Consider the following 26,996-nt stretch of genomic DNA (forward strand, 5'->3'; position numbering starts at 1 on the left):
GGTCCCAGCCGTACGGGTCCTTCGGCACTGCCCCGGCCGGGTCGGCGGCGCGAGGCTGAAGGGGAGGACAGAGAAGGGGTGGACGACGATGACCTACCGCATCGCCATCAACGGGTTCGGCCGGATCGGCCGTAACTACCTGCGCCGCCTGACCGACAAGAAGCTGGCCAACGCCGGGCTCGAGGTCGTCGCCGTCAACGACCTGTACGACGCCGGCACGCTGGCGCACCTGCTGGAGTACGACTCGGCCTTCGGGCGGCTCGACGCCGAGGTGGGCTATGACGACGGTGCGCTCAGCGTCGGCTGGCACACCATCCCGACGTACGCCGAACGCAGCCCGGACGCGCTGCCGTGGGGCGAGCTTGGCGTCGACCTGGTCATCGAGTCCACCGGCAAGCTGCGCACCCGCGACGACGCCGCGCTGCACCTCAAGGCCGGTGCCGGCCGCGTGCTCATCTCAGCCCCGGGCAAGGGCGTCGACGCGACGCTGGTGCCGGGGGTGAACGCCGACACGTACGACCCGGAGCGTCACCAGATCGTGTCGGCCGCGTCGTGCACCACCAACTGCGTCGCCCCCATGATCAAGGTGCTGCACGAGGCGTTCGGCATCGAGCAGGGCTACCTCACCACCGTGCACGCGTACACCAACGACCAGAACATCCTCGACGCGCCGCACAAGGATCCGCGGCGTGCCCGCGCCGCTGGGGTGAACATCATCCCGACCAGCACCGGCGCCGCCAAGGCCGTGGGCCTGGTGCTGCCCGAGCTGGCCGGCCGGCTCGACGGTGTGGCGCTGCGGGTGCCGGTCATCGATGGCTCGATCAGCGACCTGACGCTGCAGTTCGCCACCGACGTCACCGCCGCGCGGATCAACGAGGTCGTCGCCGCTTCCGCCGGCGAGGGCCAGCCGATGCACGGCATCATCCGCTACACCGAGGCGCCGCTGGTCTCCACCGACATCATCGGCGACCCGGCGTCGTGCGTGTTCGACGCGCGCCTGACGCAGGCGCAGGGCCGCCTGGCCAAAGTGTTCGGCTGGTACGACAACGAGTGGGGTTACACCAACCGCCTCGTCGACCTCACCCAGCAGATGGCCGGGAGGTGACATCATGCGCGCCCGGGACATCATGTCCAGCCCCGTGCACACCGTCGTACAAACCTGCTCTGTGGAGAGCGCGTCCCAGCTGATGGCCGCCAAGGCCGTGACTGCGCTGCCCGTGGTCGACGGCTACGGGCGACTGGTCGGCATGGTCAGCGAGAGCGACCTGCTGTGGCACCGGGTTCCGGCGGACCCGACCGCCCACGCGCGGCGCATCCCGGGCACCGATCCGGCCGAGCGGCCCGGAATGGTGTGCGAGGTGATGTCGCCGTACCCGCTGACCACGTATCCGGACGTCGATGTGGCCGAGGTCGCCGAGACCATGCTCGGGAACGACGTCCGCAGCATCCCGGTGCTCGACGACGACGACCTGGTCGGCATCATCAGCCGCCGCGACATCCTGCGTGCGATGGTGCGCGGCGACGAGGTGCTCGCCCGCGAGGTCCAGCAGCGGCTCGACGAATACGCCGACGGCCAGCACCGCTGGAGTGTGACCGTGGACAGCGGTGTAGCCCATGTCGCTGGTGTCTTCGTCAACGACACCGAAGAAGCCGTGGTGACGGTGCTCGCGAGAACGGTGCCGGGCATCGCCGATATCCACGTCGTAGCGGCGGCTGGTTGAAGCGCTGCTTCGAGGCATTGCGGGTGAGGAACCGTCTGGAGACGGTTCCTCACCCGCGCTGTGCCGGCCATGGTGTGGTCGCGTTGGTAGCCGGATCGACCTGAAGGTCGACCACAGTGCCGGTGCCGAGACCGCAGACCAGTCGAGCGTGGGGAACAACCCGCGACCACGGGCGTTTCGTAATCTCCTCGCTGAGCGCCTCGATGACGGTGCTCGGCCATGAAGGAGCGGCGGTGGCCAGCAGGATCTGATCCGCTTGCAATTGCTCCGCAAGCATTGCCCGCTTGGCGATCGCATGCCGTAGTGCCTTGCCCGACCCCATGTCGGACGGCCGTTTCGTCTCGGCGGTGATGACCTGCCTGTCGGCGAGGGCGAGAAGATCGACCTCCGCGACCGGTGATCCCGAGGCGTCGAGCAGCTCTAGCTCGGCTACGTCGGCGTAGTCACGGCTGCCCGATCGGAGATAATGAGAGAGCAGAAGTGGCATGTCCCCGTCCTGGGCGATGTGCTCTCGGACTGTCGGGTGCAGGTCGTAGAACCACCGAGGCTCAGACATCGGTGACCTCCACCGCGGCTGCCTCAGCTGGTTGTGTGCGGCACAGCGCGGACAGCGGTTCACCTGTCCGAGATCGTCGATGACAACGAAGGCAAGCTTGCCGCACTCCGCGCAACCGAGGATGAGACCGCGCCGGAGAACGGTCTGTTCGAGCAGGTCATCAGCCTGCTGGCGAACCTCGCTGATCGCTTCCTGCTCGGCTCCGGCTGCCTTCATCAGCCCGTCGAGAGTCAGATACGGCTCGAACAGCACATCGCCAGAGCCGGTCGGCAGAGCGACTCCTTCTTCTGGACCGAGACTCAGTCCGGCAGCTCTGTGCGCCGGCCGGAACCTTCGCAGAACCGGGAGCATGGAGCCCGCGAACGTGGCCGCGAGCGCCCTGCGATCTCCCCAGAGCCGTCGCATGATCTCGACCCGGCGTCCGGACGCGGACAGGCGCACCGCATATCCGCGTTGAGTCGCCATGAGTGATGCCCAGGCGCGAACGCTCGGTGCCTGGAGACGAGGTCGGGCCAGCCTCCCCACGAGGGGTGTGCCTGCTCGGATGAGATTGAAGCGCTCGGACTCGAATGTGTACCCGTCACGGCCGCTGCGGACCCATGTCAGATACTCGTCCTCGCCGGCGGCGAGAAGGGTGTGCCCGTCCAAGCCGCGACCATGCGGAGTCTCCGTTTTGTGTAGTTGGACATCCACCTGCCACCACAGGTCGGCCGTCTTGACCAGCTCGTCATCTGAAGGGAGCGGCGGAGGGCAGGGCATCACCATCTCGACATCGCCGGCATCGTTGCGGTTGATCGGGACTGCGAAGTCCTTGTCGAAGTCGTCGGCGATCGCCCAATATCGCACCAGCCTGGTCGACCAGTCCGGGGTGCCGCTCGTGATGAGCTCTCGAGTGCGGGCTCGTCGAGCTTCGAGGTCGTTCTCGCCGTACGCCGTCGGCTGCTGAAGCTGTTCGATGATCGTTTTCAGCTCGTTCGTGCCGACCGAGCTGCTGGTGACCGTAGTGCCCTGACCGCGGATGGCGAGTCGGCTCAGGTTGTTCCGCAGTACGAACTGAAGGGGCGTCTCGGAGATGCCGGCTTCGATGGTGGGCCACCACCGTATGGGGAGCCACACTGCTGAGCCGTAGAGCTGCCGGTAGATGTGCGCCGTGGCGAAGTCGTCCGCGGTGTCACCAACCGACAGCAACAATCGCGGTGGCCGTCCAATGCCGCTCTCGATCGTCGTGATGCCGGTGGTGGTCTGGTCGAAGGCCACGCCGAGTCTTGACGGATCGATGTTGCGACTGACGGTGTCGGGCTGCCAGATCAGTTGGGGGATAGGCTGCCCGAGCCGGGTGCCGGGTCGGAGCGGTAGCCCCGACTCAACGAGCCAGGGAATCAGCGACTGAAACTCCGGCTCACTCAGTTCGGGATCATGGCCGGCGACGGGCATCTCGACGACTCCGCAGGCCGCCGCGACTGCTACGCCGAGAAGGCCGCCCCAGTCCGGCGGGGCGGAGAGACACGAGCCGCCGGGCCACGCGGTGCCTCGCATGAACGTGCTGTACGGCCCACCGACATCTATGATCCGCGTCAGCCGGCCGCCGTCTCCATGAACCGAGAAGGTGACGGCCTCTTCATCCCAATCCTCGCCGGCCACCTCGCGCACCGCGGCGGGGTTCCGCCGGCGGTGCGGTGCACATGCCTTGACGACGGTGGAGCGGGCTCGGTCGGCCGCCGCGGACGGCACGTCCACCTCCGGGTGCGCTGAGAGGAAACGCGCACGGTCCTCGGGCGAGAGCGGCGTACCGTCAGCCGCTTCGACGATCTCGGCGTCTCCCGGCCGAAGCTCTTCCCAATGTTGCAAGGTCTGCTGCAACGTGACGACATAGTCCGGGTCGTACGCTCGTACGGCGGCAAGCAGCTCGGCTTTTACTTCCCCGTCGTGGTGAGGGACGAGGACGAAACCTCGGCCACCCCACACCCGCGAGCATGCGTGGAAAGCCACCCTCGCCCAGAACGTCCACTGGTCGCCGCCGTCGAAAACCACCGCGACTCTCGGCGGACGGAGCGTCATGCGAAGTGTCGCGTAGTCGGGCCCAGCCATACTCACCGTTCCGTCCGTAGTTCCTCTGAACGTGCCGACCACCACTGACTCGGCCCTCACGCCGGTTGCTGGTGGCGTGAGATTACCGGCGGAACTGGCGATGACGAATCGGGCGCCTCGTTACGCGCGGCCCCGCCTGTCGTCGAGTGATGGCGGAGTTGTGAACAGGGCGAGCAGGTCGCCGATGCGTCGGTCGGCCTCGGCCGGGTGCCGGAAGTGGCCGGCCGGGTTGACCGTGTACCGGTTGCGGCGCCCGACGCGGGTGTGTTCGAGGTAGCCCGCCTCCTCGAGGTCAGCCAAGATGGCCTGCGCGGCGCGTTCGGTGATGCCCACGGTCTCGGCCACCTCACGCAGCCGGGCGTCCGGTTGGCGCGCGATGGCCAGCAGCACGTGCGCGTGGTTGGTCAGGAAAGTCCAAGCCGCCATCTGTACGCCTCCCCCTGTTGTACGAACTGTACTTCGTGAATAATGGTTCGTAGTTCGAGGGGGAGTACCCAGTGTTCGGCGCGTCGTCGTCAGTACGGGCCGGCCGTCCGGCCCCGGCGGCTACCTGGAGCGCGGTGGTGCGGGGAGGCCGTCGACCGATCTGGTCGAAGGGAGCTCCCTGATGTTCGTGCCCTGGTGGGCCTGGGTTCTGGTGATGGGCGCCGTTGCGGCGATGCTGGCGGTCGATCTGTTCCTGCACCGTGACAACCACGTGATCGGCTTCCGGGAGGCGGCGACCTGGTCGGCCGTCTGGATCGGCGCCGGTCTACTGTTCGGCGTGCTGCTGTGGCGGTGGCAGGGCTCAGAGGTGGCCGGCACCTACTACGCGGGCTACCTGATCGAGAAGGCGCTCTCGATCGACAACGTCTTCGTCTTCGCGCTGATCTTCACGGCGTTCGCGGTGCCCGCCGCGCTGCAGCACAAGGTGCTGTTCTGGGGTGTCGTCGGCGCCCTCGTCATGCGGCTGGTGTTCATCTTCGTCGGCGCCGAGCTGCTCGAGACGTTCTTCTGGACGGCGTACGTCTTCGGTGCCTTCTTGATCTGGACCGGCTACCGGATGGCCTTCCGTCGCGGCGAGCAGAGCCCGCCGGAGAACAACTTGGTCGTGCGACTCGTGCGCCGCGTCGTGCCAACCGACCCGGCCTACCACGGCGACCGGTCTGGACGGCGAACGCGTTCGCGCTGCTCGGCCTGCGCAGCCTCTACTTCTGAATGGCCGGCCTGCTGCGCCGCTTCGTGCACCTGCACTACGGCTGGCCGTGCTGCTGGCCTTCGCCGGCGTCAAGCTCATCCTCTCCGAGACGCCGGTGGGTAAGCTTTCGATCCCGGTGACCCTGGGCGTCATCGTGGGCACGATCGCGGTGTCCATCGTCTGGAGTCTGCGCAGCATGGCGGCCGATCGCGGGAACCATACCGTGTCGTGACGAGTGCGGGCGTGCGTTTCCGTCCCCTCCTGGTTTTGCGCTTCGGACTCCGCGCCGGTTCGTTGCTGGAGTGACGGCATTCTTGCAGGCCGGGTCGCATATGACGTTGCCGCGTAACTCATGAAAGGGCTTCATCTGAGGGGCGTGAGAGGGCAAGCTCGAGGAGCGGTTCGTTGCGACGCGCCGCAACGACGCTGATGCATAAAGAGGGAGATATCGGACAGGATCGGATGATGGTCATCCTGACTTGTCCGGATCGACTCCCGCTCGTCCTGCCGTCGGAGCTGTCACGCGGCAAGCTATTTCCGGCCAAAGACGTTGCTGACCTGCGGAAGTATCGTGCGGCTGAGAGCGAAGCGACGCTGGCGCAAGCGCGCTGCTGGCGGGGATGTGCCGCGGATGGATGGGGTGGCGCCCGGAGGCGCCACCCCCTTGACTCACTTGGTTCCGTGGGCGACGGCGACGGTGCAGGCGGAGTGGCGAAGCAGGTGCTGGCTGACGGAGCCGAGCATCATGCCGACCACGGCGCCGTGGCCGCGTGTCCCGACCACGAGCAGTTGCGCGTCTTTGCTCGCTTCGGCCAGCGCGGCGGCAGGGTGCTCGACCACGGCCTCGGCGGTGATGGCGAGCTGTGGGTGCTTCTGTCGCCAGCCGGCGACGAGCTCGTCGAACGGCTGCCGCTCCTGCTCGCTCACCGTACGGGTGACCATCGGGCTCTCCTCCCAGATGCCGGTCACCGGCGGCCAGGTGCGGATCACCCGGAGCGCGACGTTGCGGGCGACGGCTTCCTCGACGGCGAAGGCCAGGGCCACCTGGGCCGAGGCGGAGTCGTCGACGCCGACCACGACGGGCGCGTCTACGGCCGGTTCGCCGCGTACCACGACGACGGGGCACTTGGCGTGGGCGCTGACGGCAACGCTGACCGAGCCGAGCAACCCGGTGACGGCGCTGTGTCCCCGGCAGCCGAGCACGACAAGGCTTGCGTGGGCGGAGCGGCCGATGAGCTCGAGGGCGGCGCTGTTGTGGACGAAGGTGATGTGGGTGGGTACCGACGGGTGGCTCTGCTTGGCCAGGGCGACGGCCTCGTTGAGCGCACCGTGGATGGCGCGGTCGGTTTCGCCGTCGGGCCAGACGGATGGGGCCGGTACCGTCGAGGTCGCCGGCAGCCAGGCCGGCCATTCGAAGGCGTACAGGAACTCGACCGGCACGCCGGTGCGTCGGGCCTCGTCGAGGGCCCACCGGGCGGCGGCCTTGGCGTCGGGGGAGCGGTCGTAGCCGACGATGATTCTCTGGGCGGTCATGATGGCGTCTCCTCTCGGGACGGGTCTGCCGGGCGCAGGGCGCGCAGCATCGGGTCCGGCTCGGCGCCTGCCGGCGTCAAGCGCAGCTTCGCGTCGACGGCGACGACGCCGTCGGGTCCGGCGAGTACGGGGTTGAGGTCGAGTTCGGCGACCTCGGGCAGGTCCTCGGCGAGCCGGCCGAGGCGCAGCAGCAGGTCTTCCAGCGCGGCGGTGTCGACCGGGACCGACCCGCGGTAGCCGGTGAGCAGCGGTGCGGCTCGCAGGCTGCGCCACATGCGGCCGGCGTCGAGGTCGGTCATCGGCACCAGGCGCAGCGCGCGGTCGCCGAGCAGGTCGGTGTGCACGCCGCCGAGGCCGAGCAGCGGGTCGTGCGCGACCCCGGCGACCGCGCCGTCGGCGACCACGTCGAGGACCTGCTCAGCGGGCACGGCTACGACCAGCAGATCGACCGGGGTCGGCAGCTCTGCGACCGACCGGCAGGCCGGGATCCCGGGCACCGTTGCCCCGCTGCGGTTGACCGCGTGGAGACGGCCGGCGAAGCCGTACTCCCGCAATGCCCGCAGGGTTTCGTGCCCGACGCTGCCGGGGCGGTGGCCCGCGCCGACGACGGCGACTGACGTCGGAGACAGCACTGCGCGCAGCGACGCGCGTTCCGCGGCGCGGTCGCGGGCGTCGACGGCCGGTCCGGCCGTCTCGTCGTCGGCGACGGCAAGGCCCACGTCCACGACGCCGGCGTCCAGGCGGGACCACGCGTCCGGACTGAGGTCATGGGCCACGCGCAGCATGGCGGCGTTGCCCGGGAGCACTTCGCCGATCAGTTGCTCGATGCCGTGCCGGCGTGCCCGGGCGGCGAGGTGCTCCAGCAGCAGAGTGCCGATGCCGCGGCCACGATGCGCATCGGCCACGAAGACGGCGAACTCGGCCCGCCGGCCCGCCCGGTCGGGACACCCGCACGACGCCAGCCCGATCAGCTCGTCTCCCTCGGCGGCCAGCATCGCCACGTGCCCGTCCGACTCGGGAGCGCACAGCCGGTCGACCTCTGCGGCGAGACCGGCCGAACTCGGCGCGGCGAAGAACCGCAGCCGTAGGCTTTCCGGGCTTGCCTCCCCGTACAGCCGGGCCAGGGCTTCGCGGTCGTCCGGCTGCACCGGCCGGATGCTGATGATCCCGCCGTCGGAGGTGAGGGCATCGAGCGCCATGGCGGCCTCCTCAGGCCGATCGCGGCCGGGTGACGTACACCGGAGCGCCGGCGTGGTGCAGCAGCTGCAGGGTGGTCGAGCCGAGGAACGCGCCGGCGAGCAGCCCGTGTCCGCGGTTGCCGACGATGACCAGGCGGGACCGCCGGGATTCGCGTTCGAGGGCGAAGGCGGCGCTCTCGTGGGTCATCACCGTCGTGACCGGCACGTCCGGGTACTTGGCGCGCCACGGGACCAGTTGCGCGTCGAGCCGTTCGCTCTCGGCGGCGTCCTGCTGGGGTGTGTCGACCGTCGGCGGAGCCACGTCGGACAGCCACAGGGGAATCACCGGAAGGTAGGCCCGGACGATGGTGAGCGGGCAGTCGTGTTCGGTCGCGGCGGTGAAGGCGGTCTCCAGCACGAGGTCGGCGGTGGGGGAGTCGTCGACGCCGGCCGCGATGGGCCCCTCGGCGGTCGTGGCGTGGCCGCGGACGACGACGACCGGGCAGGGGGCATGCGTGGCGACACGCTGGCTGACCGAGCCGAGCAGCAGGCCGGCGAAGCCGCCGCGGCCGCGGCTGCCGAGCACGAGCAGTTCCGCACTGTGGGCCATCTCGAGCAGCCGCGGAGCGGCGTGCCCGATGAGCGTTTCGGTCTCGATGGTGATGTCGGGTGCGATGTCGCGGGCCCGGTCCCAGGCCGCGGCCACCACGGCATCGGCGAGCTTCCAGGCGTGGTCGACGAGCTCGGTGCCGACGGTGTAGCGCTCGCCGCGCCACTCGACATCGAAGGCGTGCACGATACGCAGCGGCAAGTGGCGGCGATGGGCCTCCTGGGCCGCCCAGTCGACGGCGATGGCGCTCGGTTCGGTGCCGTCGGTGCCGACGACGATGGGTTGGGTGTTCATGGCCGTGCTCCTCTCTGCTCTCCCTTCATCGTTGGACTCGTCGATGCGAGGGGGCAGGGCGTCAGGTCCTCGCCCGGCGGGCCGGAAGTCCCGCCCACACGCCGTAGACGACGCGCAACGCGAGCCCGGGAACGACCGCGACGGCCGCGCAGGCCAGGAGTACTGGCAGCGACAGCGCCTCGGTGCCGAGCAACGTGCGCAACGTCGGCAGTGCCACGCCGGCGACCTGCAGGATGCCGGAAACCGCGACGGCGGCGAGCAGGGACCAGTTGCGTGGAGTGCCGGGCGTGTGCTTCACCCGTACGGCGAGGGCGACGCCGAGCTGGGCGAGGCCGAGCACGACGAACATGACGGACTGCCACGGCAGGCCCATGCGGTCGGCGGTCACGCCTGCGGCCAGGACGACGGTGGCGAGGCAGACGCCGCCGGCCAGCACGCTGGCGAGCAGACCGTCGCCGAGCACCGATTCCTGCGGCGAGCGGGGCTTGCGCCGCAGCACGCCGGGTTCGGCAGGCTCGGCGCCCATCGCTACGCCGGGGATGCCGTGCGTCAGCAGGTTGACCCACAGGAGCTGGCCCGGCAGGAGTGCCACGGGCATGCCGAGCAGCGGCCCGGCGAGCATGACGAGCAGCTCGGCGATGCCGCCGGAGAGGGCGTAGCGCAGGAACCGGCGGATGTTGTCGTAAATGCGGCGGCCCTCACCGATGGCGTCGGCCACGGTGCCGAGGTTGTCGTCGACCAGCACGAGCTCGGCGGCCTGGCGGGCGACCTCGGTGCCGCTGCCCATGGCCACGCCGATGTCGGCGCGCTTGAGCCCGGGTGAGTCGTTGACGCCGTCGCCCGTCATCGCGACAACCTCGCCACGACGTTGCAGGCCGGCGATGATGTCGAGCTTCTGCTCCGGCTGGGTACGTGCGAACACGCGGGCGTGTGCGATGTCATCGGGACTCGGTGGGCCGGCGTCGCCGACGACGACGCGATCGCCGGGCTCGAGAATGCCGAGCTGGGTGCCGATGGCGGCGGCGGTGGCCGGGTGGTCGCCGGTGATCAGCAGCAGGCGTACGCCGGAAGCCTCGAACGCCGCGGCGGTCGCCCGGGCGCTCGGACGCAGCGGGTCGCCGATGCCGACCAGCCCGGCGGCTCGCAGCGGCGGTGGGTCCGCCAGATCCGGCTGTTCCGCCGTGACCGCCGTCGCGACCGCGAGCACACGAAGTCCGCCCTCGGCCATTTCGGCGGCCGCACTGAGCAGGCCGGCGTCGGTCACCGGCTCGAGAACGCTTTCCGGGGCGCCCTTGCGCACGTTCAGGTACGTGCCATCACCGAGCCGGTGCACGGTCGTCATCCGGCGATTTGCCTGGTCGAAAGGTTGTTCCGCGACGCGGGGCGAGGCGGCACGGTCGGCGGTGATGTCGAGGCCGCACCGGCCCGCGAAGGCGACCAGCGCCGCCTCCATAGGGTCACCGGCCGCTGTCCACTGGGTGCGCTCGCCGCCGGGCGGGATCAGTTCCGCGTCGTTGCAGAGCAGACCGGCGCGGGCGAGGCGACGCAGTCCGTCCACATCTCTGTCGGCCGGAGTGACCACGCCTTCCGGGGCGTAGCCGGTGCCCGCGACGGTGTAGCGGGCGCCGTCCGCGGTGGCGGCCTGCTGCACCGACATGCGGTTCTGCGTGAGCGTGCCGGTCTTGTCGGACGCGATCACGGTCACCGAGCCGAGTGTCTCCACCGCGTGCAGCCGCCGAGGAATTGCCTTCGTGCGGGCCATGCGGCGGGCGCCGAGCGCGAGGGCGAGCGTCACCACGGCGGGCAGGCTCTCCGGTACGGCCGCGACGACGAGGCTGACCGCGGTGATGGCCATGCGGACGAGTGGCTCGCCGGAGAGTACGCCGATCGCGAAGACGACGCCGGACACGGCGATCGCCGACAGACCCAGCACGCGCCCCAGGCCGGCGATGCGCCGCTGCAGGGGCGTCGGGGCCGGCTTCGTCCGGGAGACCAGCGCGGCGATACGCCCGAGCGAACTTGCCGCGCCGGTCCGGGTGACCACTCCGGTGGCGCGGCCCGTGGTGAGAACCGTGCCCGAGCCGGCATCCTGGCCGGCCGAGCGGTGCACGGGCACGGATTCACCGGTCAGGGCAGACTCGTCGAAGGCCGCCCGCTCGGCTTCCACCAGTTGCAGGTCGGCCGGGATGACATCGCCGGCCTCCAGCCGCACGAGATCGTCGCGGACCAGTTCCGCGGCCGGGAGGATCACATCGCGACCGTCACGCACGACACGCGCGGTGGGCGCGGCCAAGCGGTCCAGCGCCGCGATGGCCGCATCGGCCCGGATTTCCTGCACCACGCCGATGAGCGTGTTGATCGTGACGACGAGGGCGATGACCGCCGTGTCGGGGATGTCCCCGAGAACGGTGGTCACCACGGCGGCGGCCAGGAGCAGCGCCACCAGCGGGTCGGCGAGCTGGCGGCCGATCCGCGCGGCGAGGCGGCGGGGGGCAGGTGCGGCCACCGCATTGGGGCCGTCGGTGACGAGTCGCCGGCTTGCCTCAGCAGCTGTCAGCCCGGCCTGAGCATGATGGACGACAGTGGTTTCCACGGCTGCTCCTCGCGTTGGTGTCAACCCTCACGGTCCGTCAACAGGATCCCGCCCGGCAGGGCCGAAGGTCCTACCAGGACGGGCCTTCAGCAACTCGATCAACATCGTGTCAGCTGGCTTCTGCGACCATCGTGCGATTGGCGGTTCGCCGGCGAATGAGTCGAAGGACCTGACTCGATGTGACCATCCCGCGGACGTCGGGGCTTTCGGCACTGCCGGCCTTGGTAGCACCGGCGCACGGTCGAGTTGAGGCCGGCGATCGCATCCGGCCTCGTGGTCGGTCGATCGGAGGTATGTCATGACGAGTTTCGAGGCACGTGATCTCACCGATGTCCGGGCAGCCGACATCGTGGTCGGCGTCGACGGTTCGCCGTCGTCAACAGCCGCTTTGCGCTGGGCTGTCGGGCAGGCCAGGCTCGCCGGTGGACGGGTGCAGGCGGTGGCGGCGTGGGAGTACCCGACCTACTACGGCTGGGCCGGTCCCGTTCCGTACGAGGACATCGCTGTCAGCGTCGGAAAGGTGTTGGACGAGGCAGTTCACGCAGTGGTCGACGCCGCCACGCCCGACGTGGAGGTGCTGCAGAGCGTCGTGCCCGGCAACCCGTCCCAGGCCCTTATCGACGCGTCGGCCCATGCCGCGCTTCTGGTGGTCGGTTCGCGAGGCCACGGTGCCTTCGCCGGTGCGCTACTCGGATCGGTGAGCCAGCACTGCGTTCATCACGCCCACTGCCCGGTGGTCGTGGTGCGCGGCAAGCATTGATGAGCCGACAGGACGAAGGGAGTGCGGTCCACCGATCACACTCCCCTCGGTGGCCGAGCCGAACAGGCACTGGTGCGGAGATGACCCAGGTGATCCTTCTGCCGATACTCACCGTGACGTTGCTGACTGCCGTCTTTCTCTGACGTCCGGCAAGGACCACGCGAGCGGGAACGCCACCACGGAGCAACACCTGCCAGCGGATCCGGCAGCCCAGAGGGCTCGCTGGTCGCGCAGCTCTGCTCGAGGAGGATCACACAGTGCCGATATCGGCGTTCCATGGAACGTCTCGCGGCACGGGATGGTCAGCGTGACCCCTTCTCCGTCCCGCCCGAGCGGCGCTGACGAGAGGCAATGACGCGTCACGTGGCTGCGGAGCCGTGATGCTCGATCTCGGCCTCTTCACCGGGAAAGATGAGCGACTTGCGGTCGTCGTGCAACCAGCGCACCTCGTAGGGCGGAGCGCCGTCGGCGTTCCGGACGGCGATGATGACACCGGCGCGACGGTCGCCTTCGTGGTGGATGCCGTCGACGATGATCCGATCACCGACCCGGGCGAACATGATGAACCTCCAACCGCGCTGATCCGACGCCCCTACCGAGCGTCGATGACCAGAATCCGCGGTGGATGGCCAGGGCGTCAGAGGCTTATGTCCTCACGTTCCGGGGGACCGAAGGCCCGTGTGCTCATCGGCGAGGAGGACGTCGGTGACGGCGCGTCGCGGCGTGGCGCTCCGAGGTGTGCCGTAGCCGATGCGAAGCGTCAGCTGTGGGAAGCCCGAGCGTCCCAGTGATCGGCGCAGCTGGTCGCGGGCAGTCGGGACCTCGATCGGTTGCGAAATCATCGACGCGGACAGGCCGGCGTCGGTGGCGGTCAGCAGCACCTTCTGCAGGGCCTGGCCGGCGGTGATCTGGTCGATCGGCCGGTCACCGGAAACGCCCAGGATAGCGATGAGAGGCTCGGGCTCGTAGTTGCGGCCGGGAGCGCGGTGCCGGTCACCGAAGGACCTTTGTGGTATCAGATCCTGCGTTTCGGGCTGGGGTGCTCCAGCGGTGACCGGCACGCCGTCCGGTGCATGATCGACCTGCGTCCAGCTGATCAATTCGGCCTGGTAGCGGTCGTCGCGGCGCAGCACCCGGTCGGCGCTGCCGGCGATCTCGGCGAAACCGGTGAGGGCGGTCATGCCGACGAGCAGGTCCAGCCACGCCGCCTCGCTGCGGGCAGCTTCGATGAGGCGGACGCGGGCATCGGCCGGCACCGGATCGGGCCAGAACGGCGCACGGTTGCTGTGCCGGCGCGGGATGGCGGCGTGCAGATCCTGCTCGGCGTACGTCGGTGGCCGTTCGCGTCCGGGCGTGAGCCGGGCGATGATATTCGGTTTCCCGGAGTCGGGGCGCAGTCTCACTTCGGCGGGCCGGCCGTGCATTGCCAGGGCGAGGCGGGCGTTGTAGGTGGCCGCACCGCACGCGAGCCGGGCGGCCCAGCCGGACCAGTCGGCGACGGCGAGTTGCCGGGCCGGGTCGGCGAGCACCTCGATGGCCCCATCTCGCAGCCGGAACTGCCAGGGCTGACTGTTGTGCATGGAGGGGGCGCGGATTCCGGCCTCCGCGGCCGCCCGCAGCTCCGCCTCGCTGTAGCCGTTCACAGCAGGTTTCCTTCGTCATGCTCGACCGGGACGATTGCAACCGGACAGGTGGCTTCGGTGGCGACGGTCAACGGAACGTCGCCAGTGCGGGCACGCCCGATCACCCCACGGCGTTTGTCGCCGACCACCACATGTCCGGCGAAAGGCGCGTGCGCCGGCAGCCTCGCCGACCGGGCCACGACGACCGGGCTGTGCGTGTGCCGGATGATCCGGCGTACGCTCCGGCCGCCTTCACCGGCGCCGATCACCAGGAGGTGGGCGCCGACGGAGGTGTGGACCAGCTCAGCGGCTGGATCGCCGCTGCAGATCTCCCAAGCCACTCGGTGTCCGCCGAGGCGGATCTGTGCCTTGGCGTAGGCGCGGGCGAGCGGAGGATCGAGCAACTCGAGTCCGGTATGGGTCGCGCCGGTCAGCGGCGAACCCGGCACGCAGACGTGCTCGATCGTCAGCCGTGCACCGCTTCGTTCGGCCTGCTCGGTCGCCCTCGCCAGCGCCTCGGACCCGCCCGCGCCGCTGTATCCCACCGCGATGGAGCCGCCCATGATGGCCACCTACCTCGTCGTGGTGATGACGTCCGCGGTGTCGCGGCGCGGCGCGGCCGGCACGCCCTGACGATCGTGGCGGTAGCCAAGCCGGACGAGGAGGTATGGCTCGCCGATGTCCGCGATCAGGCCGCGCACCAGGTGACGAGGCCATTCCACCTCGACGGCGTCGCTCAGTGGGGCGGTGGCCAGCCCGTCGGCGGTGGCCAGCAACAGCAGGGCGGACAGGGCCTCGCCGCCACGGAGAAGGTTTCCGGGCTTGTCGTCCGGCCCGAACAGCACGACGTACGCGGCGCCCTGGTCGTGGGCGGCGCCGGCCTCGAGCTTCGCGGTGGCGTCCGGGAAGAAGTCTCGGACCGGAACGCGGCGCAGTTCCGGTTTGACCGCTGTTCCCGGTGGCACGCCGTCGCCGGCTGGGCTGGGCCGGGTGGTCCAGTCGTGCAGGTCCTTCTGGTAGGCGGGGTCGTCCAGCTCGGCACCGGCGGCGATCTCCGTCGAGATGGCCAGCATGGCGACCTGGTCGGGTCGTACGGTGTGCAGGTAGGCGCCCTCGAACTCGACGAAGCGGCGGAGCTTGGTCAGCTCGGACTCGGTCACCGGCCGGTCGTCGAAGGCGCGCCGGTCGGTGCGCCGCCGGGCTATCGCGGCGGCCAGCCGGGTCGCTTCGGGGTCGGGTGGGATCGGGTTGCCGAGGGTCATGCGGGCCAGCAGCTGGGGCCGTTTTGGGTCGGGCATGCGCTCGACGGTCACGGACCACCCGGCGGCGGCCAGGTACGTACGGGCGTGGTGCAGGGCGGCGCCGCAGCTGAGCAGCAGCAGCCGGCCGTCGCGGTCGATGCTGTCGACGCGGCGTCCCGGATCGGCGTACAGGTCGAGGGCGTTGCCGGTGATCTGCCAGTTCCACGGCTGGGTGTTGAAGACCGAGGGCGCGTGTTGTGCTGCGCGGGCGGCCTGCTCGAGCGGTGTCATGGTGGGGACCTCCGTCGTCCGGTATCCCCACCACCGTGCCGCCTCCCTCGGCCACTGGTCAGGGCCGAAGGTCCTTCATTCAGCCGCCGATCGGAACGCGCCAGGTCAGCAACGTCCCGCTGCCGTCCCGTGCGGCACCGATCTCGAAGCTGCCGCCGAGATCATGGGCGCGCTCGCCCATGTTGACGACGCCACCGCGGGCGCGGGCAGGGTCGAAACCGACGCCGTCGTCCTCGACGCTCAGGATCGCCTCACCGCCGGCTACCCGCAGCGAGACCCGGGTGCTGGTGGCCTCGGCGTGGCGGGCGATGTTCGACAGGGCCTCGCGGAGGACCGCGACCAGTTCCGGCTTGATGTCGTCGGGGATGGCGCTGTCCACCGGTCCGGACGTGTCCAGCACAGGCCCGAACCCCAGCGCCCCGGCGGCGGCCTCGGCCGCCTCGTTGAGTTCGGCGCGTAGGGACGGTCCTGTCGGGGCGCGTAGTTCGAAGATCGAGCGGCGGATGTCACGGATGGTGGCGTCGAGGTCGTCGACGGCGGTGTTGATGCGCTTGGCGACCTCGGGGCCGGCTTGGTGCACCGCGCCTTGCAGGTGCATGCCGGTGGCGAACAGCCGCTGAATCACCACGTCATGCAGGTCGCGGGCGATGCGCTCGCGGTCCTCGAGCACCACGAGCTGCTGGCGTTCCTCCTGGGCGCGGACTCGTTCGAGCGCGAGCGCCGCCTGGCCCGCGAAGGTCGACAGCTGCGCGGCGTCCTTGTCACTGGGTGGCTGTTCCGCGGGCTGGGTGACGATCAGCACGCCGTGCAGAGTGTCCGGGCCGGCCAGCGGCACGGCCATCGCCGGACCATCCGGAACGGGCCCGGGCCATTCGGTGACAGCCCGCAGATTGTCGATGGCCCGGTACTTCTCCCGGCCGAACTCCGCCGCTGCGGCCGGCTCCACGGGCACGACCTTGCCGGCGAGGTCGCCGCACGAGGGGTCGGCGCCGTCGGCCACTTCGATCGTGTAACGCGCGTTGTTCTCGTCGTAGAGCATGACCAGAACCAGGTGGGCGCCGGAGACCTCGCGAGCCCGCCGGGCGATCAGGCGTAGGGCGTCGGTGCGCTGAACGGTGCCGAGCAGCACGCTGGTGATCTCGGCGGTGGCGGCGAGCCAGCGTTCGCGGCGCTGGGCCAGCTCGTAGAGCCGGGCGTTGTCGATCGCGACGCCGGCCGCGGCAGCGAGCGCGACGACGATCTCCTCGTCGTCCTGGCTGAACTCGTCGGCGCCCTGCTTCTCGGCGAGGTAGAGGTTGCCGAAGATTTGGTCGCGGGTGCGCACGGGGACCCCGAGGAAGCTGTGCATCGGCGGGTGATGCGGCGGGAAGCCGTACGAGTCGGGGTGCTTGGTGATGTCCGGCAGGCGCACCGGATGCGGGTCGGTGATCAGCACGCCGAGGACGCCGCGGCCGTGCGGCAGGTCACCGATCTTCGCGTGCGCGGCCGGGGCGATGCCGTACGTGATGAAGTCAGACAGGGTGGCGCGGTCGGCGCTGAGCACCCCAAGGGCGCCGTAGCGGGCGCCGGCCAGCGCACAGGCGGCCTCGACGATGCGCTGCAGGGTGCTACGCAGGTCGAGGTCGGTGCCGATGCCGACGACGGCGTCGAGCAACGCGCGCAGCCGCTCCCGGCTGGCCACGACGTCGCCGACCCGATCGAGCATCTCTTGCAGAAGCTCGTCGAGCCGGACGCGGGAAAGAGGGGTGAGGCCGAGCGAAGGCGGATCGAGCCGGTCGTCCCGCAAGTGACGTTCCACCATGACGATGAGAGTAGTGCCCGCCCCGGCCTCGCGGAACGTGCCGGAATCCCTGACTTCCCCCATGGTCCCGGATGGTCGGCCGGCGCCCGTGATGCGGCTGGAAGGGGGGCCGTTGGCCCCTACGCTCAAGCCACTCGGACGCGGTAAGAAGTACGAATGATCCGTGTCTTTCTGCTCGACGACCATGAAGTGGTGCGTCGCGGCCTGGTCGATCTGCTGCAGGCCGACGGCGACATCGAGGTGATCGGGGAGTCCGGTCTTGCCCAGGAGGCGGCTGGACGCATCCCGGCACTGCGGCCCGACGTGGCGATCTTCGACGCCCGGTTGCCCGACGGCAACGGCATCGACGTGTGCCGCGACGTCCGGGCCGTCGACTCGTCGATCAAGGGACTGATCCTGACCTCGTACGAGGACGACGAGGCTCTGTTCGCGGCGATCATGGCGGGCGCTTCCGGCTACGTGCTCAAGCAGATCCGCGGCAACGACCTGCTCGATGCCGTACGCCGGGTAGCCGCCGGCCAGTCGCTGCTGGATCCGGCGGTCACCCAGCGGGTGCTGGAGCGCATCCGCCACGGAGTCGAACAGCCCAAGGAACTGGCGTCGCTGACCGACCAGGAACGCCGCATCCTCGAGTTCATCGCCGAAGGGCTCACCAACCGGGAGATTGCCGGACGTCTATTCCTGGCCGAAAAGACCGTCAAGAACTATGTCTCGAGTCTCTTGGCTAAGCTCGGCCTGGAACGGCGTACCCAGGCGGCAGTGCTTGCCACCCGCCTGCTCGGAGACCATCCGCACGGCTGATCGGCAGTGATCTCACCGGTGCCGGCCGTCAGAAGGCAGGCAGCCCACCGCGGCGTCGTGATCGATAGGTTGAGCGTTTCCCGGCAGAATGTGGCGCGGTGATGAGCGGCGCGCGTTCAGCACCCGCGCCGGGGCGGAAGGTCCCCCGAACGGTGAACTCCTCCTCGAAGCCCGCGGGCTGCAACACCACCCCGATGCGCGCACGGTAGGCCGAGCCGCGGGTCGAGGGATCGAACCCGAGGATGTCGACCGGGGCGGAATCGCGGGTGCGGTAGCCCCCCGGGATCCCGACGATGGTGGTCTTGCCGCCGCCGTTCGGACCGAGCAGTGCGAAGACCTCGCCGTCGCCGACGGAGAAGCTCCCTGGTCGACGGCACCCGCTTGCCCGTACGTCTTGCTCACATCCTGCACGGCGATGCGAGACGCCGATTCGCCCGGTCGCAGTGGCTGCGGCCGGGCGAGGGTGTCCCGTCGGTGCGTACGCATGGCGTCAGATGAGCCAGCGGTTCTTCTGGACGACGGGCAGGGAGGCCCACCACTTGCCCAGCCCCCAGGTGTGACCGGCGTAGGTCAGGGCCAGGACGATGCCGGCGAGGCCGTAGATGATGTGGTAGTCGACGATCGGGTTGGTCGACATGCTGGGCTCGCCCGCAGCGGTGGTCTTGTCGAGCGGCCATTCGGCGGTCCACATGAGCAGCATCATGAGCGCGCCGGCCCCGGCGGCGAGACGCACGCCGATGCCGAGCACGAAGGCCAGGCCGATGGCGAGCAGGCCGAGCATGAACAGCCAGTCGGCCCACGGGTCGCCGGCGATGTTGTGGAAGAAGGTCTGCAACCAGCTCGGGCCGACTTCGACGCCCGACAGGAAGCCCTTGGTGGGCGAGCCGCCGTTGATCCAGGCGCGCTCCGAGGTGGTGGCGAAGCCCCACCCGAACAGCTTGTCGAAGAACGCCCACAGGAAGACGAAGCCGGTGGAGATGCGCAGCACGGCCAGCGCCCTCGCGGCGGTCTTGGTGAGCATGGAGCCGGGAGCCTCGACGTGCTCCAGGTGAGCGGCAGTGCCCCGGCCGATGGTTGTCATGGTGTCCTCCCTCGTCGATGTCTGTGCCTTGAGCCTGCGCCGGTCAGCGGGCGGAATCCCGAGGCGATGGCCCTGATCTGGGAAGGACGAAAGTCCTGTTCGCCTGACCGTCGGGAACGAGCGGGTGTCAGCGTGATCCCGTCTTCGTCGGGCCGGACGGACGTGGACGGCAGGGCCGGACGGCCCGATCGATGGTGCCTACAGCCCGTGACGCAGGCCGCTCCTGCGTGCCTACGTTGCGACTATGCCCAGCGATGTGTCGACACTCCGGAACCGGCCGGTCATGGTCGGTGTCAATGGTTCGCGTACCAGTCCGGCGCTGGTCGATCTTGCGGTTGCGGAAGCGGTTCTGTACCGGGCCCCGTTGCTCATCGTGCATGTCTGGCCGGGCCGGTACACCGGCGCCTACCGTGGACGGGGAACCGTGCCGTCCCGCTACGACGCCCAGCGGCTGCTCGATCTGGTCGCCAGCCGCGCCCGGCTGACCGCGCCGGATCTGCCGGTCGCCACCGAACTGCTTGACGGGGGCGCCGCCAACCTGCTGACCCAGCTCTCGGGACGCGCGCGGTTGCTCGTGCTGGGGCACCGCGACGACGCGTACACCCGACCGGCTTGGGGCTCGACCACCGCCTATCTGGCCTACCACAGCGCCTGCCCGCTGCTCGTCTATCGCGGCACCATGCCATCCGACGGGCCGATCGTCGTGGCGACCTCGGCCCGGCCGGAGTGCGATGCCACGCTCGGGTTCGCGTTCGAGCGCGCCGCACTGGCCAAGGCCCCCCTCACCGCGATGCACATGTGGACGCGGCCCGGCGCCGCGGACGGCGTCCCGCCCGCCGTGCAACCGGGCGCGTACGCCGAGGAACGAGCGGCCGCGGAGCGGGCGTTGGCCGAGGCAGTGGCCGGCTGGGTCGCCCGGTTTCCCGATGTTCCGGTCGAGCCTCTCGTCGTGAACGACTTCGAGGTGGCGTACACCATCGAACGTGCGCTGCGGCGCAGTCGCCTCATGGTCGCCGGGATCGGCCGCAGCGGCAGCTTCGCCGAGCTTCTCCGCAGCGCCCGGGAGGCCTACGCGGGGGCGCGGAAGACCAGCCCGACGGTGCTGATCCCAGCCCGGTGGCCGGTCACCGCCGACACCATGACGACGTCGCCCGGGCACGCATCGGCGATGTGAGGAGGAACGATGACCACGACGATCACGCCACCGGTTCGAAAGGTCCTGCTCGACTGCGTGCGCACCGCGACGGCAGCACCGTCCCTGCACCACGGCCAGCCTTGGAAGTTCCAGGTCCGGGGCGGTCGCGTCGACGTGTACGCCGACCCGTCCCGTCGTCTGCACGTGCTCGACCCGGACGGGCGTGAGCAGCTGATCAGCGTGGGTGCCGCCGTGTTCACGCTGCGCCTCGCGATCCGGAACACGCTACCGCTCCGACTTCACGCTGTTCCCGGAGTCCGACGAACCCGGCCTGGTCGCCCGGGTGATCGCCACCCGCCCCTCGCCGGTCACCCGGGCTGCGGAGGCACTCGCGGCCGCTGTGCCGCATCGGCACACCAACAGATGGCCGGTCGCTCAGATCCCCGTCCCGCGCGTGGCGCTTGATCGGCTCCGCGCCGCTCGCCGCGAGGGCGCCGTGCTCGCCGCCGCCAACCCGGCCGGCCGGGACGCCGTGCTCCGGTTGGCCCGGCTCGCGGACGCGGAGCTGCGGCGGCGGCGTCCTGGCTACCGGGACGAACGACTCGGGCACCGCCCACGGCGAAGCCATTCGTCTGGTCAACGTACTCGTGGACGAACATCTCAGCGCGGCCGGCATGACCGTGGAGCGTGACGTCGTACACGACTCCGATCCGGCCAGCGCGCTCGTTGATGGCAGTGCGGGCGCGTCTGTGCTGGTCATCGGGGCGTCCAGCGACCAGGACGCGTCGACCGGCGGCACGGCGGAGCGGTGCTGGTCCGGGTCCGCTGTCCCGTGGCTGTCGTATCGGCCCGGCCGCGTTCGGTCACGCAGCCTGCCTGGTAGGTCGCTGACCGCAGACCGGGACGAAGGTCCCGCCGCTGCGGGACAGTCGGTTCTGTCCCGGCCGCAAAGTCGCTCCTAACGTCGGAAGTGACAAGACCGAGGAGGGCCAGACGTGAGGACCCGGATCGTGATTCCGCACCCGAGTTCGCCTACAACGACCGCGAGGCGCTGACCTCGGGCATGTTCTTCGGTGTCGCGTGATCGCGATCGGCGGGAGAGGAAACGTCATGACTGTGGAGACTCTCGTGGCCCAAGGGCTGCGGGCACTGGACGAGTACGCCGCTTTCGACCAGGAACAGATCGACCGGATCGTCAAGAAGGCGTCCGTGGCGGCCCTCGATCAGCACGCCACGCTGGCTCGGCTCGCGGTCGGGGAGACCGGCCGTGGCGTATTCGAGGACAAGGCGGTCAAGAACCTGTTTGCCTGCGAGCACGTCGCCCACAGCATGGCCAAGCTGCGTACGGTCGGGGTGATCGCCGAGGACGACATCAACGGCATCGTCGAGATCGCCGACCCGGTCGGGGTCATCGCCGGCATCACGCCGGTCACCAACCCCACCTCCACGACCATCTTCAAGGCGCTCATGGCACTCAAGACCCGCAACCCGATCGTCTTCGCCTTCCACCCAGCGGCGCAGCGGTGCAGCGCCGAAGCGGCCCGGGTCGTGCGTGACGCCGCCGTCACGGCGGGCGCACCCGAGCACTGCATCCAGTGGATCGAAAAGCCGTCGGTGGAGACGACCACCGCACTGATGCACCACCCGGGCATCGCGACGATTCTGGCCACCGGCGGTAACAGCATGGTCCGCGCCGCCTACTCAGCCGGTAAGCCCGCGCTGGGCGTCGGCGCCGGCAACGTCCCGGCGTACGTGGAAGCGAGCGCCGACCTCCGCCGGGCCGTGCACGACATCGTGCTGTCCAAGTCGTTCGACAACGGCATGATCTGCGCCTCCGAGCAGGCCGTCATCCTCGACGACGCCATCTACGACGCCGCGCTCGCCGAGTTCGGCCGGCTGCATGCGTACGTCGCCACGCCCGCCGAGAAGGCGCAGCTCGAGCAGTTCATCTTCGGGGTCGCGGCCGGCGGCACCGGCTGCGACGACGATCGGCTGAACCCGGACGTCGTCGGGCGGACCGCCTCGTGGATCGCCGAGCAGGCAGGCTTTCAGGTGCCACCGGAGACTTCGATCATCCTGACCGAGGTCGGCGAGGTCGGCCCAACCGAGCCGCTGACCCGCGAGAAGCTCGCGCCGGTGCTGGCCGTGCTGCGCGTACGCTCCCGCGAGGAGGGCCTGAGCCTTGCGGCTCAGATGGTGGAGTTCCACGGGCTCGGGCACAGCGCGGTCATCCACACCGAGGACGACGAACTGGTCAAGGAATTCGGGGGCCGGATGAAAGCCGTTCGCATCATCTGGAACTCACCCGCCTCGCAGGGTGGCATCGGCGACATGTACAACGCTTTCCTGCCGTCGCTGACCCTCGGCTGCGGCAGCTACGGCGGCAACTCCGTGTCGAACAACGTTTCGGCGGTCAACCTCATCAACGTCAAGCGGATCGGCCGGCGCACCAACAATCTGCAGTGGTTCAAGGTGCCCTCGAAGATTTACTTCGAGCCGCATGCGATTCGCTACCTCACCGACATGCGGGACGTGCAGCGCGTCACGGTGGTCACCGACGAGACGATGACCCGCCTCGGCTTCGTCGACCGCATCAACCGAGTCCTGCAGAGCCGGTCGAACCGGGTGGCCCTGCAGATCATCGACGATGTCGAACCCGAGCCCCGGATGACAACGGTCGACCGGGGAGCCACGCTGATGCGCTCGTTCCGTCCGGACACGATCATCGCGCTCGGCGGCGGCTCGGCCATGGACGCGGCCAAGGTGATGTGGCTCAAGTACGAGCACCCCGAGGTCGACTTCGACGACATGCGTGAGAAGTTCTTCCACATCCGCAAGCGCGCTTTCGCGTTCCCCCCGCTCGGCGCGCTGGCCCAGCTGGTCTGCATCCCGACCACCTCGGGCACCGGCGCGGAAGTCACGCCGTTCGCGGTCATCACCGACCACGTCACCGGCAAGAAGTACCCCTTGGCCGACTACGCGCTCACCCCGACCGTCGCCATCGTCGACCCGGCACTCGCGGCGAGCCTGCCTCGCGTGATCGCGGCGGACAGCGGCTTCGACGCCTTGACCCACGCGATCGAGGCGTATGTGTCCGTCTACGCCAGCGACTTCACCGACGGCTTGGCGCTGCACGCCATCCGGCTCATCGTCGCCAATCTCGAGCGGTCGGTGGTGGCCGGGGACGCGGAGGCCCGCGAGCACATGCACAACGCGGGCACGATCGCGGGCATGGCGTTCGGAAGCGCCTTCCTGGGCATCGTGCACGCCATGTCGCACACGCTCGGCGCCACGTTCCACATCGCCCACGGCCGTACGAACGCGGTGCTGCTGCCGCACGTGATCCGCTACAACGGCACCATGCCGTCGAAGTTGTCCGGCTGGCCCAAGTACGAGAGCTATCGAGCCCCTGAGCGTTTCGCCGAGATCGCCCGGATGCTCGGCCTGCCCGCCACCACAGCGGACGAGGGAGTGGCCTCGCTCGCCGCGGCCGTCGAGGCGCTGCGGGACGCGGTCGGCATCGAACCCTCCTTCGCCAAGCTTGGCGTCGACGAGAGCGACTTCCTCGCCGCTCTGCCCCGGCAGGCTCTCAACGCGTACGAGGACCAGTGCGCACCGGCCAACCCGAGGATGCCGCTGCTGGACGACATGCAGCAGCTGATGAGGGACGCCTACTACGGTTGACCGGCCTATAGGAAAGGGCGATCAGTCGTGCGGGCCGTCGTTGCCCGTATCGGTCGCAGTGGTGCTGAAGTTGCCGGTCCACGCGGCCTTGGCCCCCAATCGCCGATGCGGTAGGCGCCATAGACGCCGCGGCCGCGGCCGCGATCGCCACTGCGGCGACGACCCTCGTCACGACCAGGGATGAGGGTCGCAGAGAACCTCGGCGATCGAGCGTCGCGGGGTGGCGGGCCCGGGATCTCCGCCGGCTGGCTTATCGGGGTGGTGGCCAGGTACCGCCGGGTCGCAACCAGCAGCACCCGCTACAGCGCCCGCCCCGCGTGCACCCAGTCGGCCGGGCCGGATCAGCTGGGCAACAACACCGGCGTCCGACCGGTCGCGATTCCCGCCACCGCGAATGACGAGAGCCGGTTCGCCGCGACCGTGGACACGATGTGAGAACAGCGAAGGTCAGCGGCACGTGCGGCGTCGGCCAGGCCACTCGGCGCGGTGTTCCGCGCGCTGCACCGCACCGGTCTGCAGCGGGTGTTCATCGACCACCAGCGCCTGGTGCCGCTGGTGGCCACCCCGGGCAACACGGGCGTCACGTTCGCGGCGCTGTCCTACGCGGGCGCCTGACGGTCACCGTGATAGCTGATCCCGTCATTGCGCCCGTGCACGACGCCATCGCCGCTGCAGTGCAGAAGACCTCTACCGCCTTGGCGGCAGTTCGCATCCAGGCTCCCCCGAGAGCTCATAGGCACAGAAAGATTCCGCCGTCCTCGGTCATCCGAGCCCAGGCATGGATGGCGACGATGACAGTCGGCATTGTCTGCAGCGAGCACCGCGGCGGCTGGTTCAGTGCACGGCCAACCCGTGGTCACGGAACTGGTCGTGCACCCGCCGGAGCAGGGCCTGGCCTGGCGGGGGTGTTTCGGCAAGAGGTAAGGGCAGACCGAGGGCGGCGTACTTCTGCGCGCCGAGGCGGTGGAACGGCAGCACCTCGACCCGTTCGACGGTGGGCACGGAGGCCGAGATGGCCGCGACCGCGTCAACGTTCGCGGGGTCGTCGGTGAGGCCGGGGACGAGCACGAAGCGGACCCAGATGGGCATGCCGCGGTCGGCGAGGCGGTGGGCGAAGCGCACCGTTGGCGCGAGACGGCCGGTGCGGGTCACGGCCCGGTACGTGGCCGGGTCGCCGGACTTGATGTCGAGCAGTACCAGGTCGGTGGCGTCGAGCAGGGCGTCGTCTGCGCGGTCGCCGAGGAAGCCGCTGGTGTCCAGGGCGGTGTGCAACTGCATTTCCTTGCAGCCTCGTAAGACTTCGCGGGTGAAGGCGGGCTGTTGCAGCGGTTCGCCGCCGCTCATGGTCACCCCGCCACCGGCAACCTTGAGGAAGCGCTCGTACCGGCGGATTTCCGTGAGGAGCTCGTCGGCCGTCCGCGAAGTGCCGTAGCGGCGGTACTGGGTGTCGGGGCTGTGGCAGTACTGGCAGCGCAACGGGCAGCCGGCGACGAACGCGACGAACCGGGTGCCCGGCCCGTCCACCCCGGTCGACAGGTCGAAGGAGTGGACGGAGCCGGTCACCGCGGGCGCGGCGGTGATGAGGCCGGTCATCACAGCGACCCGTGGAAGGTACGGGAGATGACGTCGCGCTGCTGTTCGGGGGTGAGCTTGACGAAGTTGACGGCGTAGCCGGAGACCCGGATGGTCAGCTGCGGGTACTTCTCGGGGTGCTGCATGGCGTCCTCGAGGGTGGCGCGGTCGAGCACGTTGACGTTCATGTGGAAGCCGCCGCCGTCGGTGTAGCCGTCGAGCACACCGGCCAGGTTGGTGATGCGTTCGTCGCGGGAATGGCCGAGGCCGTCGGGGGTGACGGTGATGGTCAGGGAGATGCCGTCGCGGGCCGCCCTGTAGGGCAGCTTGGCCACGGACAGGGCGGCGGCGACCATGCCGTGCTTGTCGCGGCCGTTCATCGGGTTGGCGCCGGGTGCGAACGGCTCGCCGGCGCGCCGGCCATCGGGGGTGTTGCCGGTCTTCTTGCCGTAGACGACGTTCGACGTGATGGTCAGCACCGACAGTGACGGCTCGGCACCGCGGTAGGTGGGCTGCCGGCGGATCTTGGCCATGAACCGCTCGACCAGGTCGACGGCGATCGCATCGGCGCGGTCGTCGTTGTTGCCGAAGGCAGGGTAGTCGCCGTCGACGGCATAGTCGACGACCAGCCCGGTCTGGTCGCGCAGCGCCTTCACCTGGGCGTACTTGATGGCGCTCAGGCTGTCTGCGGCGACCGACAGGCCGGCAATCCCGGTGGCCAGGAAGCGGTGCACCGGATAGTCGTGCAGGGCCATCTCGATGCGCTCATAGGCGTACTTGTCGTGCATGTAGTGGATGACGTTGAGCGCGTCGACGTACGTCTCGGCCAGCCAGTCGAGGGTCTTGTCGTAGGCGGCGAGCACGGTGTCGTAGTCGAGGACATCGTCGGTGATCGGCGTGCTCTCGAACAGCCGCTCGCCGGTCAGCTCGTCCCGGCCACCGTTGATCGCGTACAGCAGAGCCTTGGCGAGGTTGGCGCGGGCGCCGAAGAACTGCATGTCCTTGCCGACCCGCATGGCCGAGACGCAGCAGGCGACCGCCGTGTCGTCGCTGTAGGCGGGCCGGATCAGCTCGTCGTTCTCGTACTGGACGGAACTGGTGTCGACCGACACCTGGGCGCAGAACCGTTTGAAGCCGTCGGGTAGCGCGGGGGACCAGAGCACGGTCAGGTTCGGTTCTGGCGCGGGGCCGAGGTTGTAGAGGGTCTGCAGGTAGCGGAAGCTGGTGCGGGTCACCAGCGGCCGGCCGTCGCAGCCGA

General features: G+C 69.7%; 23 protein-coding genes and 1 pseudogene. 9 read left to right on the forward strand and 15 right to left on the reverse strand.

Translation table 11 applies throughout. From position 1 onward, the window contains the following. Nucleotides 1-88 precede the first annotated feature (88 nt). Together gap and RBH18_RS30925 are read left to right on the forward strand one after the other, a co-directional pair. Nucleotides 89-1,105: a type I glyceraldehyde-3-phosphate dehydrogenase gene (gene gap / locus RBH18_RS30920; protein ID WP_306213992.1), complete on the forward strand. Its 1,017-nt coding sequence runs from the start codon at nucleotides 89-91 to the stop codon at nucleotides 1,103-1,105. Between the two features lie 4 nt (nucleotides 1,106-1,109). Next, on the forward strand, nucleotides 1,110-1,721 hold the full coding sequence (locus RBH18_RS30925; RefSeq protein WP_306213993.1) for a CBS domain-containing protein: 612 nt from the start codon (nucleotides 1,110-1,112) through the stop codon (nucleotides 1,719-1,721). A 49-nt stretch (nucleotides 1,722-1,770) separates the two neighbouring features. Here the strand turns inward: RBH18_RS30925 and RBH18_RS30930 are convergent, their stop codons facing one another. Further along, nucleotides 1,771-4,308: a hypothetical protein gene (locus RBH18_RS30930; protein WP_306213994.1), complete on the reverse strand. Its 2,538-nt coding sequence runs from the start codon at nucleotides 4,306-4,308 to the stop codon at nucleotides 1,771-1,773. A 177-nt stretch (nucleotides 4,309-4,485) separates the two neighbouring features. Continuing rightward, nucleotides 4,486-4,791 carry a helix-turn-helix transcriptional regulator gene (locus tag RBH18_RS30935; protein WP_306213995.1) on the reverse strand — a complete coding sequence of 102 codons (306 nt, stop codon included), beginning with the start codon at nucleotides 4,789-4,791 and terminating at the stop codon, nucleotides 4,486-4,488. Between the two features lie 181 nt (nucleotides 4,792-4,972). Here RBH18_RS30935 and RBH18_RS30940 point away from each other — a divergent pair. Beyond that, nucleotides 4,973-5,774, forward strand: a pseudogene (locus RBH18_RS30940) (TerC family protein). A 437-nt stretch (nucleotides 5,775-6,211) separates the two neighbouring features. Here RBH18_RS30940 and RBH18_RS30945 read toward each other — a convergent pair. The 4 genes from RBH18_RS30945 to RBH18_RS30960 all read right to left on the reverse strand — a co-directional run bounded on the left by RBH18_RS30945 (nucleotide 6,212) and on the right by RBH18_RS30960 (nucleotide 11,750). Then, nucleotides 6,212-7,075, reverse strand: a complete 864-nt coding sequence (locus tag RBH18_RS30945; RefSeq protein ID WP_306213996.1) for a universal stress protein — start codon at nucleotides 7,073-7,075, stop codon at nucleotides 6,212-6,214. Further along, nucleotides 7,072-8,274, reverse strand: a complete 1,203-nt coding sequence (locus RBH18_RS30950; RefSeq protein WP_306213997.1) for a GNAT family N-acetyltransferase — start codon at nucleotides 8,272-8,274, stop codon at nucleotides 7,072-7,074. The genes RBH18_RS30945 and RBH18_RS30950 overlap by 4 nt, the downstream gene beginning before the upstream one ends. Nucleotides 8,275-8,284: 10 nt before the next feature. Beyond that, nucleotides 8,285-9,157 (reverse strand): universal stress protein, encoded by an 873-nt coding sequence (locus tag RBH18_RS30955; RefSeq protein ID WP_306213998.1) that lies wholly within the window; start codon nucleotides 9,155-9,157, stop codon nucleotides 8,285-8,287. Nucleotides 9,158-9,218: 61 nt separating this feature from the next. Continuing rightward, entirely contained in the window at nucleotides 9,219-11,750 is a 2,532-nt protein-coding gene (locus RBH18_RS30960) for a cation-translocating P-type ATPase (protein WP_306213999.1), read from the reverse strand. 298 nt (nucleotides 11,751-12,048) lie between these two features. Here RBH18_RS30960 and RBH18_RS30965 point away from each other — a divergent pair, with 298 nt between their 5' ends. Continuing rightward, complete coding sequence (locus tag RBH18_RS30965; protein ID WP_306214000.1) at nucleotides 12,049-12,510, forward strand: universal stress protein; 462 nt, start codon at nucleotides 12,049-12,051, stop codon at nucleotides 12,508-12,510. A gap of 359 nt (nucleotides 12,511-12,869) precedes the next feature. On the opposite strand, the gene RBH18_RS30970 is transcribed toward RBH18_RS30965, so the two are convergent. The 5 genes from RBH18_RS30970 to RBH18_RS30990 all read right to left on the reverse strand — a co-directional run bounded on the left by RBH18_RS30970 (nucleotide 12,870) and on the right by RBH18_RS30990 (nucleotide 17,465). After that, entirely contained in the window at nucleotides 12,870-13,070 is a 201-nt protein-coding gene (locus RBH18_RS30970) for a DUF1918 domain-containing protein (protein ID WP_306214001.1), read from the reverse strand. A 93-nt stretch (nucleotides 13,071-13,163) separates the two neighbouring features. Next, nucleotides 13,164-14,153: an Acg family FMN-binding oxidoreductase gene (locus tag RBH18_RS30975; protein ID WP_306214002.1), complete on the reverse strand. Its 990-nt coding sequence runs from the start codon at nucleotides 14,151-14,153 to the stop codon at nucleotides 13,164-13,166. Then, nucleotides 14,150-14,695, reverse strand: a complete 546-nt coding sequence (locus RBH18_RS30980) for a universal stress protein (RefSeq protein ID WP_306214003.1) — start codon at nucleotides 14,693-14,695, stop codon at nucleotides 14,150-14,152. The genes RBH18_RS30975 and RBH18_RS30980 overlap by 4 nt, the downstream gene beginning before the upstream one ends. A 9-nt stretch (nucleotides 14,696-14,704) precedes the next feature. After that, complete coding sequence (locus RBH18_RS30985) at nucleotides 14,705-15,664, reverse strand: Acg family FMN-binding oxidoreductase (RefSeq protein ID WP_306214004.1); 960 nt, start codon at nucleotides 15,662-15,664, stop codon at nucleotides 14,705-14,707. Nucleotides 15,665-15,743: 79 nt separating this feature from the next. Next, the gene (locus tag RBH18_RS30990) at nucleotides 15,744-17,465 is read right to left on the reverse strand and encodes a GAF domain-containing sensor histidine kinase (protein WP_306214005.1); all 1,722 of its coding nucleotides are present in this window, start codon (nucleotides 17,463-17,465) and stop codon (nucleotides 15,744-15,746) included. A 156-nt stretch (nucleotides 17,466-17,621) separates the two neighbouring features. Between RBH18_RS30990 and RBH18_RS30995 the strand changes: the two genes are divergently transcribed. Beyond that, on the forward strand, nucleotides 17,622-18,266 hold the full coding sequence (locus RBH18_RS30995) for a response regulator (protein ID WP_306214006.1): 645 nt from the start codon (nucleotides 17,622-17,624) through the stop codon (nucleotides 18,264-18,266). 28 nt (nucleotides 18,267-18,294) lie between these two features. Here RBH18_RS30995 and RBH18_RS31000 read toward each other — a convergent pair whose 3' ends face one another. Beyond that, entirely contained in the window at nucleotides 18,295-18,696 is a 402-nt protein-coding gene (locus RBH18_RS31000; RefSeq protein ID WP_306214013.1) for an ATP-binding cassette domain-containing protein, read from the reverse strand. A gap of 60 nt (nucleotides 18,697-18,756) precedes the next feature. Beyond that, on the reverse strand, nucleotides 18,757-19,347 hold the full coding sequence (locus RBH18_RS31005; protein ID WP_306214007.1) for a DoxX family membrane protein: 591 nt from the start codon (nucleotides 19,345-19,347) through the stop codon (nucleotides 18,757-18,759). A 283-nt stretch (nucleotides 19,348-19,630) separates the two neighbouring features. Between RBH18_RS31005 and RBH18_RS31010 the strand changes: the two genes are divergently transcribed. From RBH18_RS31010 to RBH18_RS31025, 4 genes are all read left to right on the forward strand, one after another. Continuing rightward, entirely contained in the window at nucleotides 19,631-20,521 is an 891-nt protein-coding gene (locus RBH18_RS31010) for a universal stress protein (protein ID WP_306214014.1), read from the forward strand. Between the two features lie 1,071 nt (nucleotides 20,522-21,592). After that, a complete protein-coding gene (gene adhE, locus RBH18_RS31015; RefSeq protein ID WP_306214008.1) occupies nucleotides 21,593-24,166 on the forward strand; it encodes a bifunctional acetaldehyde-CoA/alcohol dehydrogenase in 2,574 nt (857 codons plus the stop codon). A 180-nt stretch (nucleotides 24,167-24,346) separates the two neighbouring features. Next, entirely contained in the window at nucleotides 24,347-24,601 is a 255-nt protein-coding gene (locus tag RBH18_RS31020) for a hypothetical protein (protein WP_306214009.1), read from the forward strand. Between the two features lie 51 nt (nucleotides 24,602-24,652). Continuing rightward, nucleotides 24,653-24,781, forward strand: a complete 129-nt coding sequence (locus tag RBH18_RS31025; RefSeq protein ID WP_306214010.1) for a hypothetical protein — start codon at nucleotides 24,653-24,655, stop codon at nucleotides 24,779-24,781. Nucleotides 24,782-25,000: 219 nt separating this feature from the next. Here RBH18_RS31025 and pflA read toward each other — a convergent pair whose 3' ends face one another. Together pflA and RBH18_RS31035 are read right to left on the reverse strand one after the other, a co-directional pair. Then, a complete protein-coding gene (pflA, locus tag RBH18_RS31030; RefSeq protein WP_306214011.1) occupies nucleotides 25,001-25,759 on the reverse strand; it encodes a pyruvate formate-lyase-activating protein in 759 nt (252 codons plus the stop codon). Beyond that, the coding region (locus RBH18_RS31035; RefSeq protein WP_306214012.1) for a pyruvate formate lyase family protein at nucleotides 25,759-26,996 on the reverse strand (1,238 nt) is incomplete at its 5' end. The genes RBH18_RS31035 and pflA, both read right to left, overlap by 1 nt.

The organism is Actinoplanes oryzae (assembly GCF_030757795.1).
In the GTDB taxonomy this organism is placed as follows: Bacteria; Actinomycetota; Actinomycetes; order Mycobacteriales; family Micromonosporaceae; genus Actinoplanes.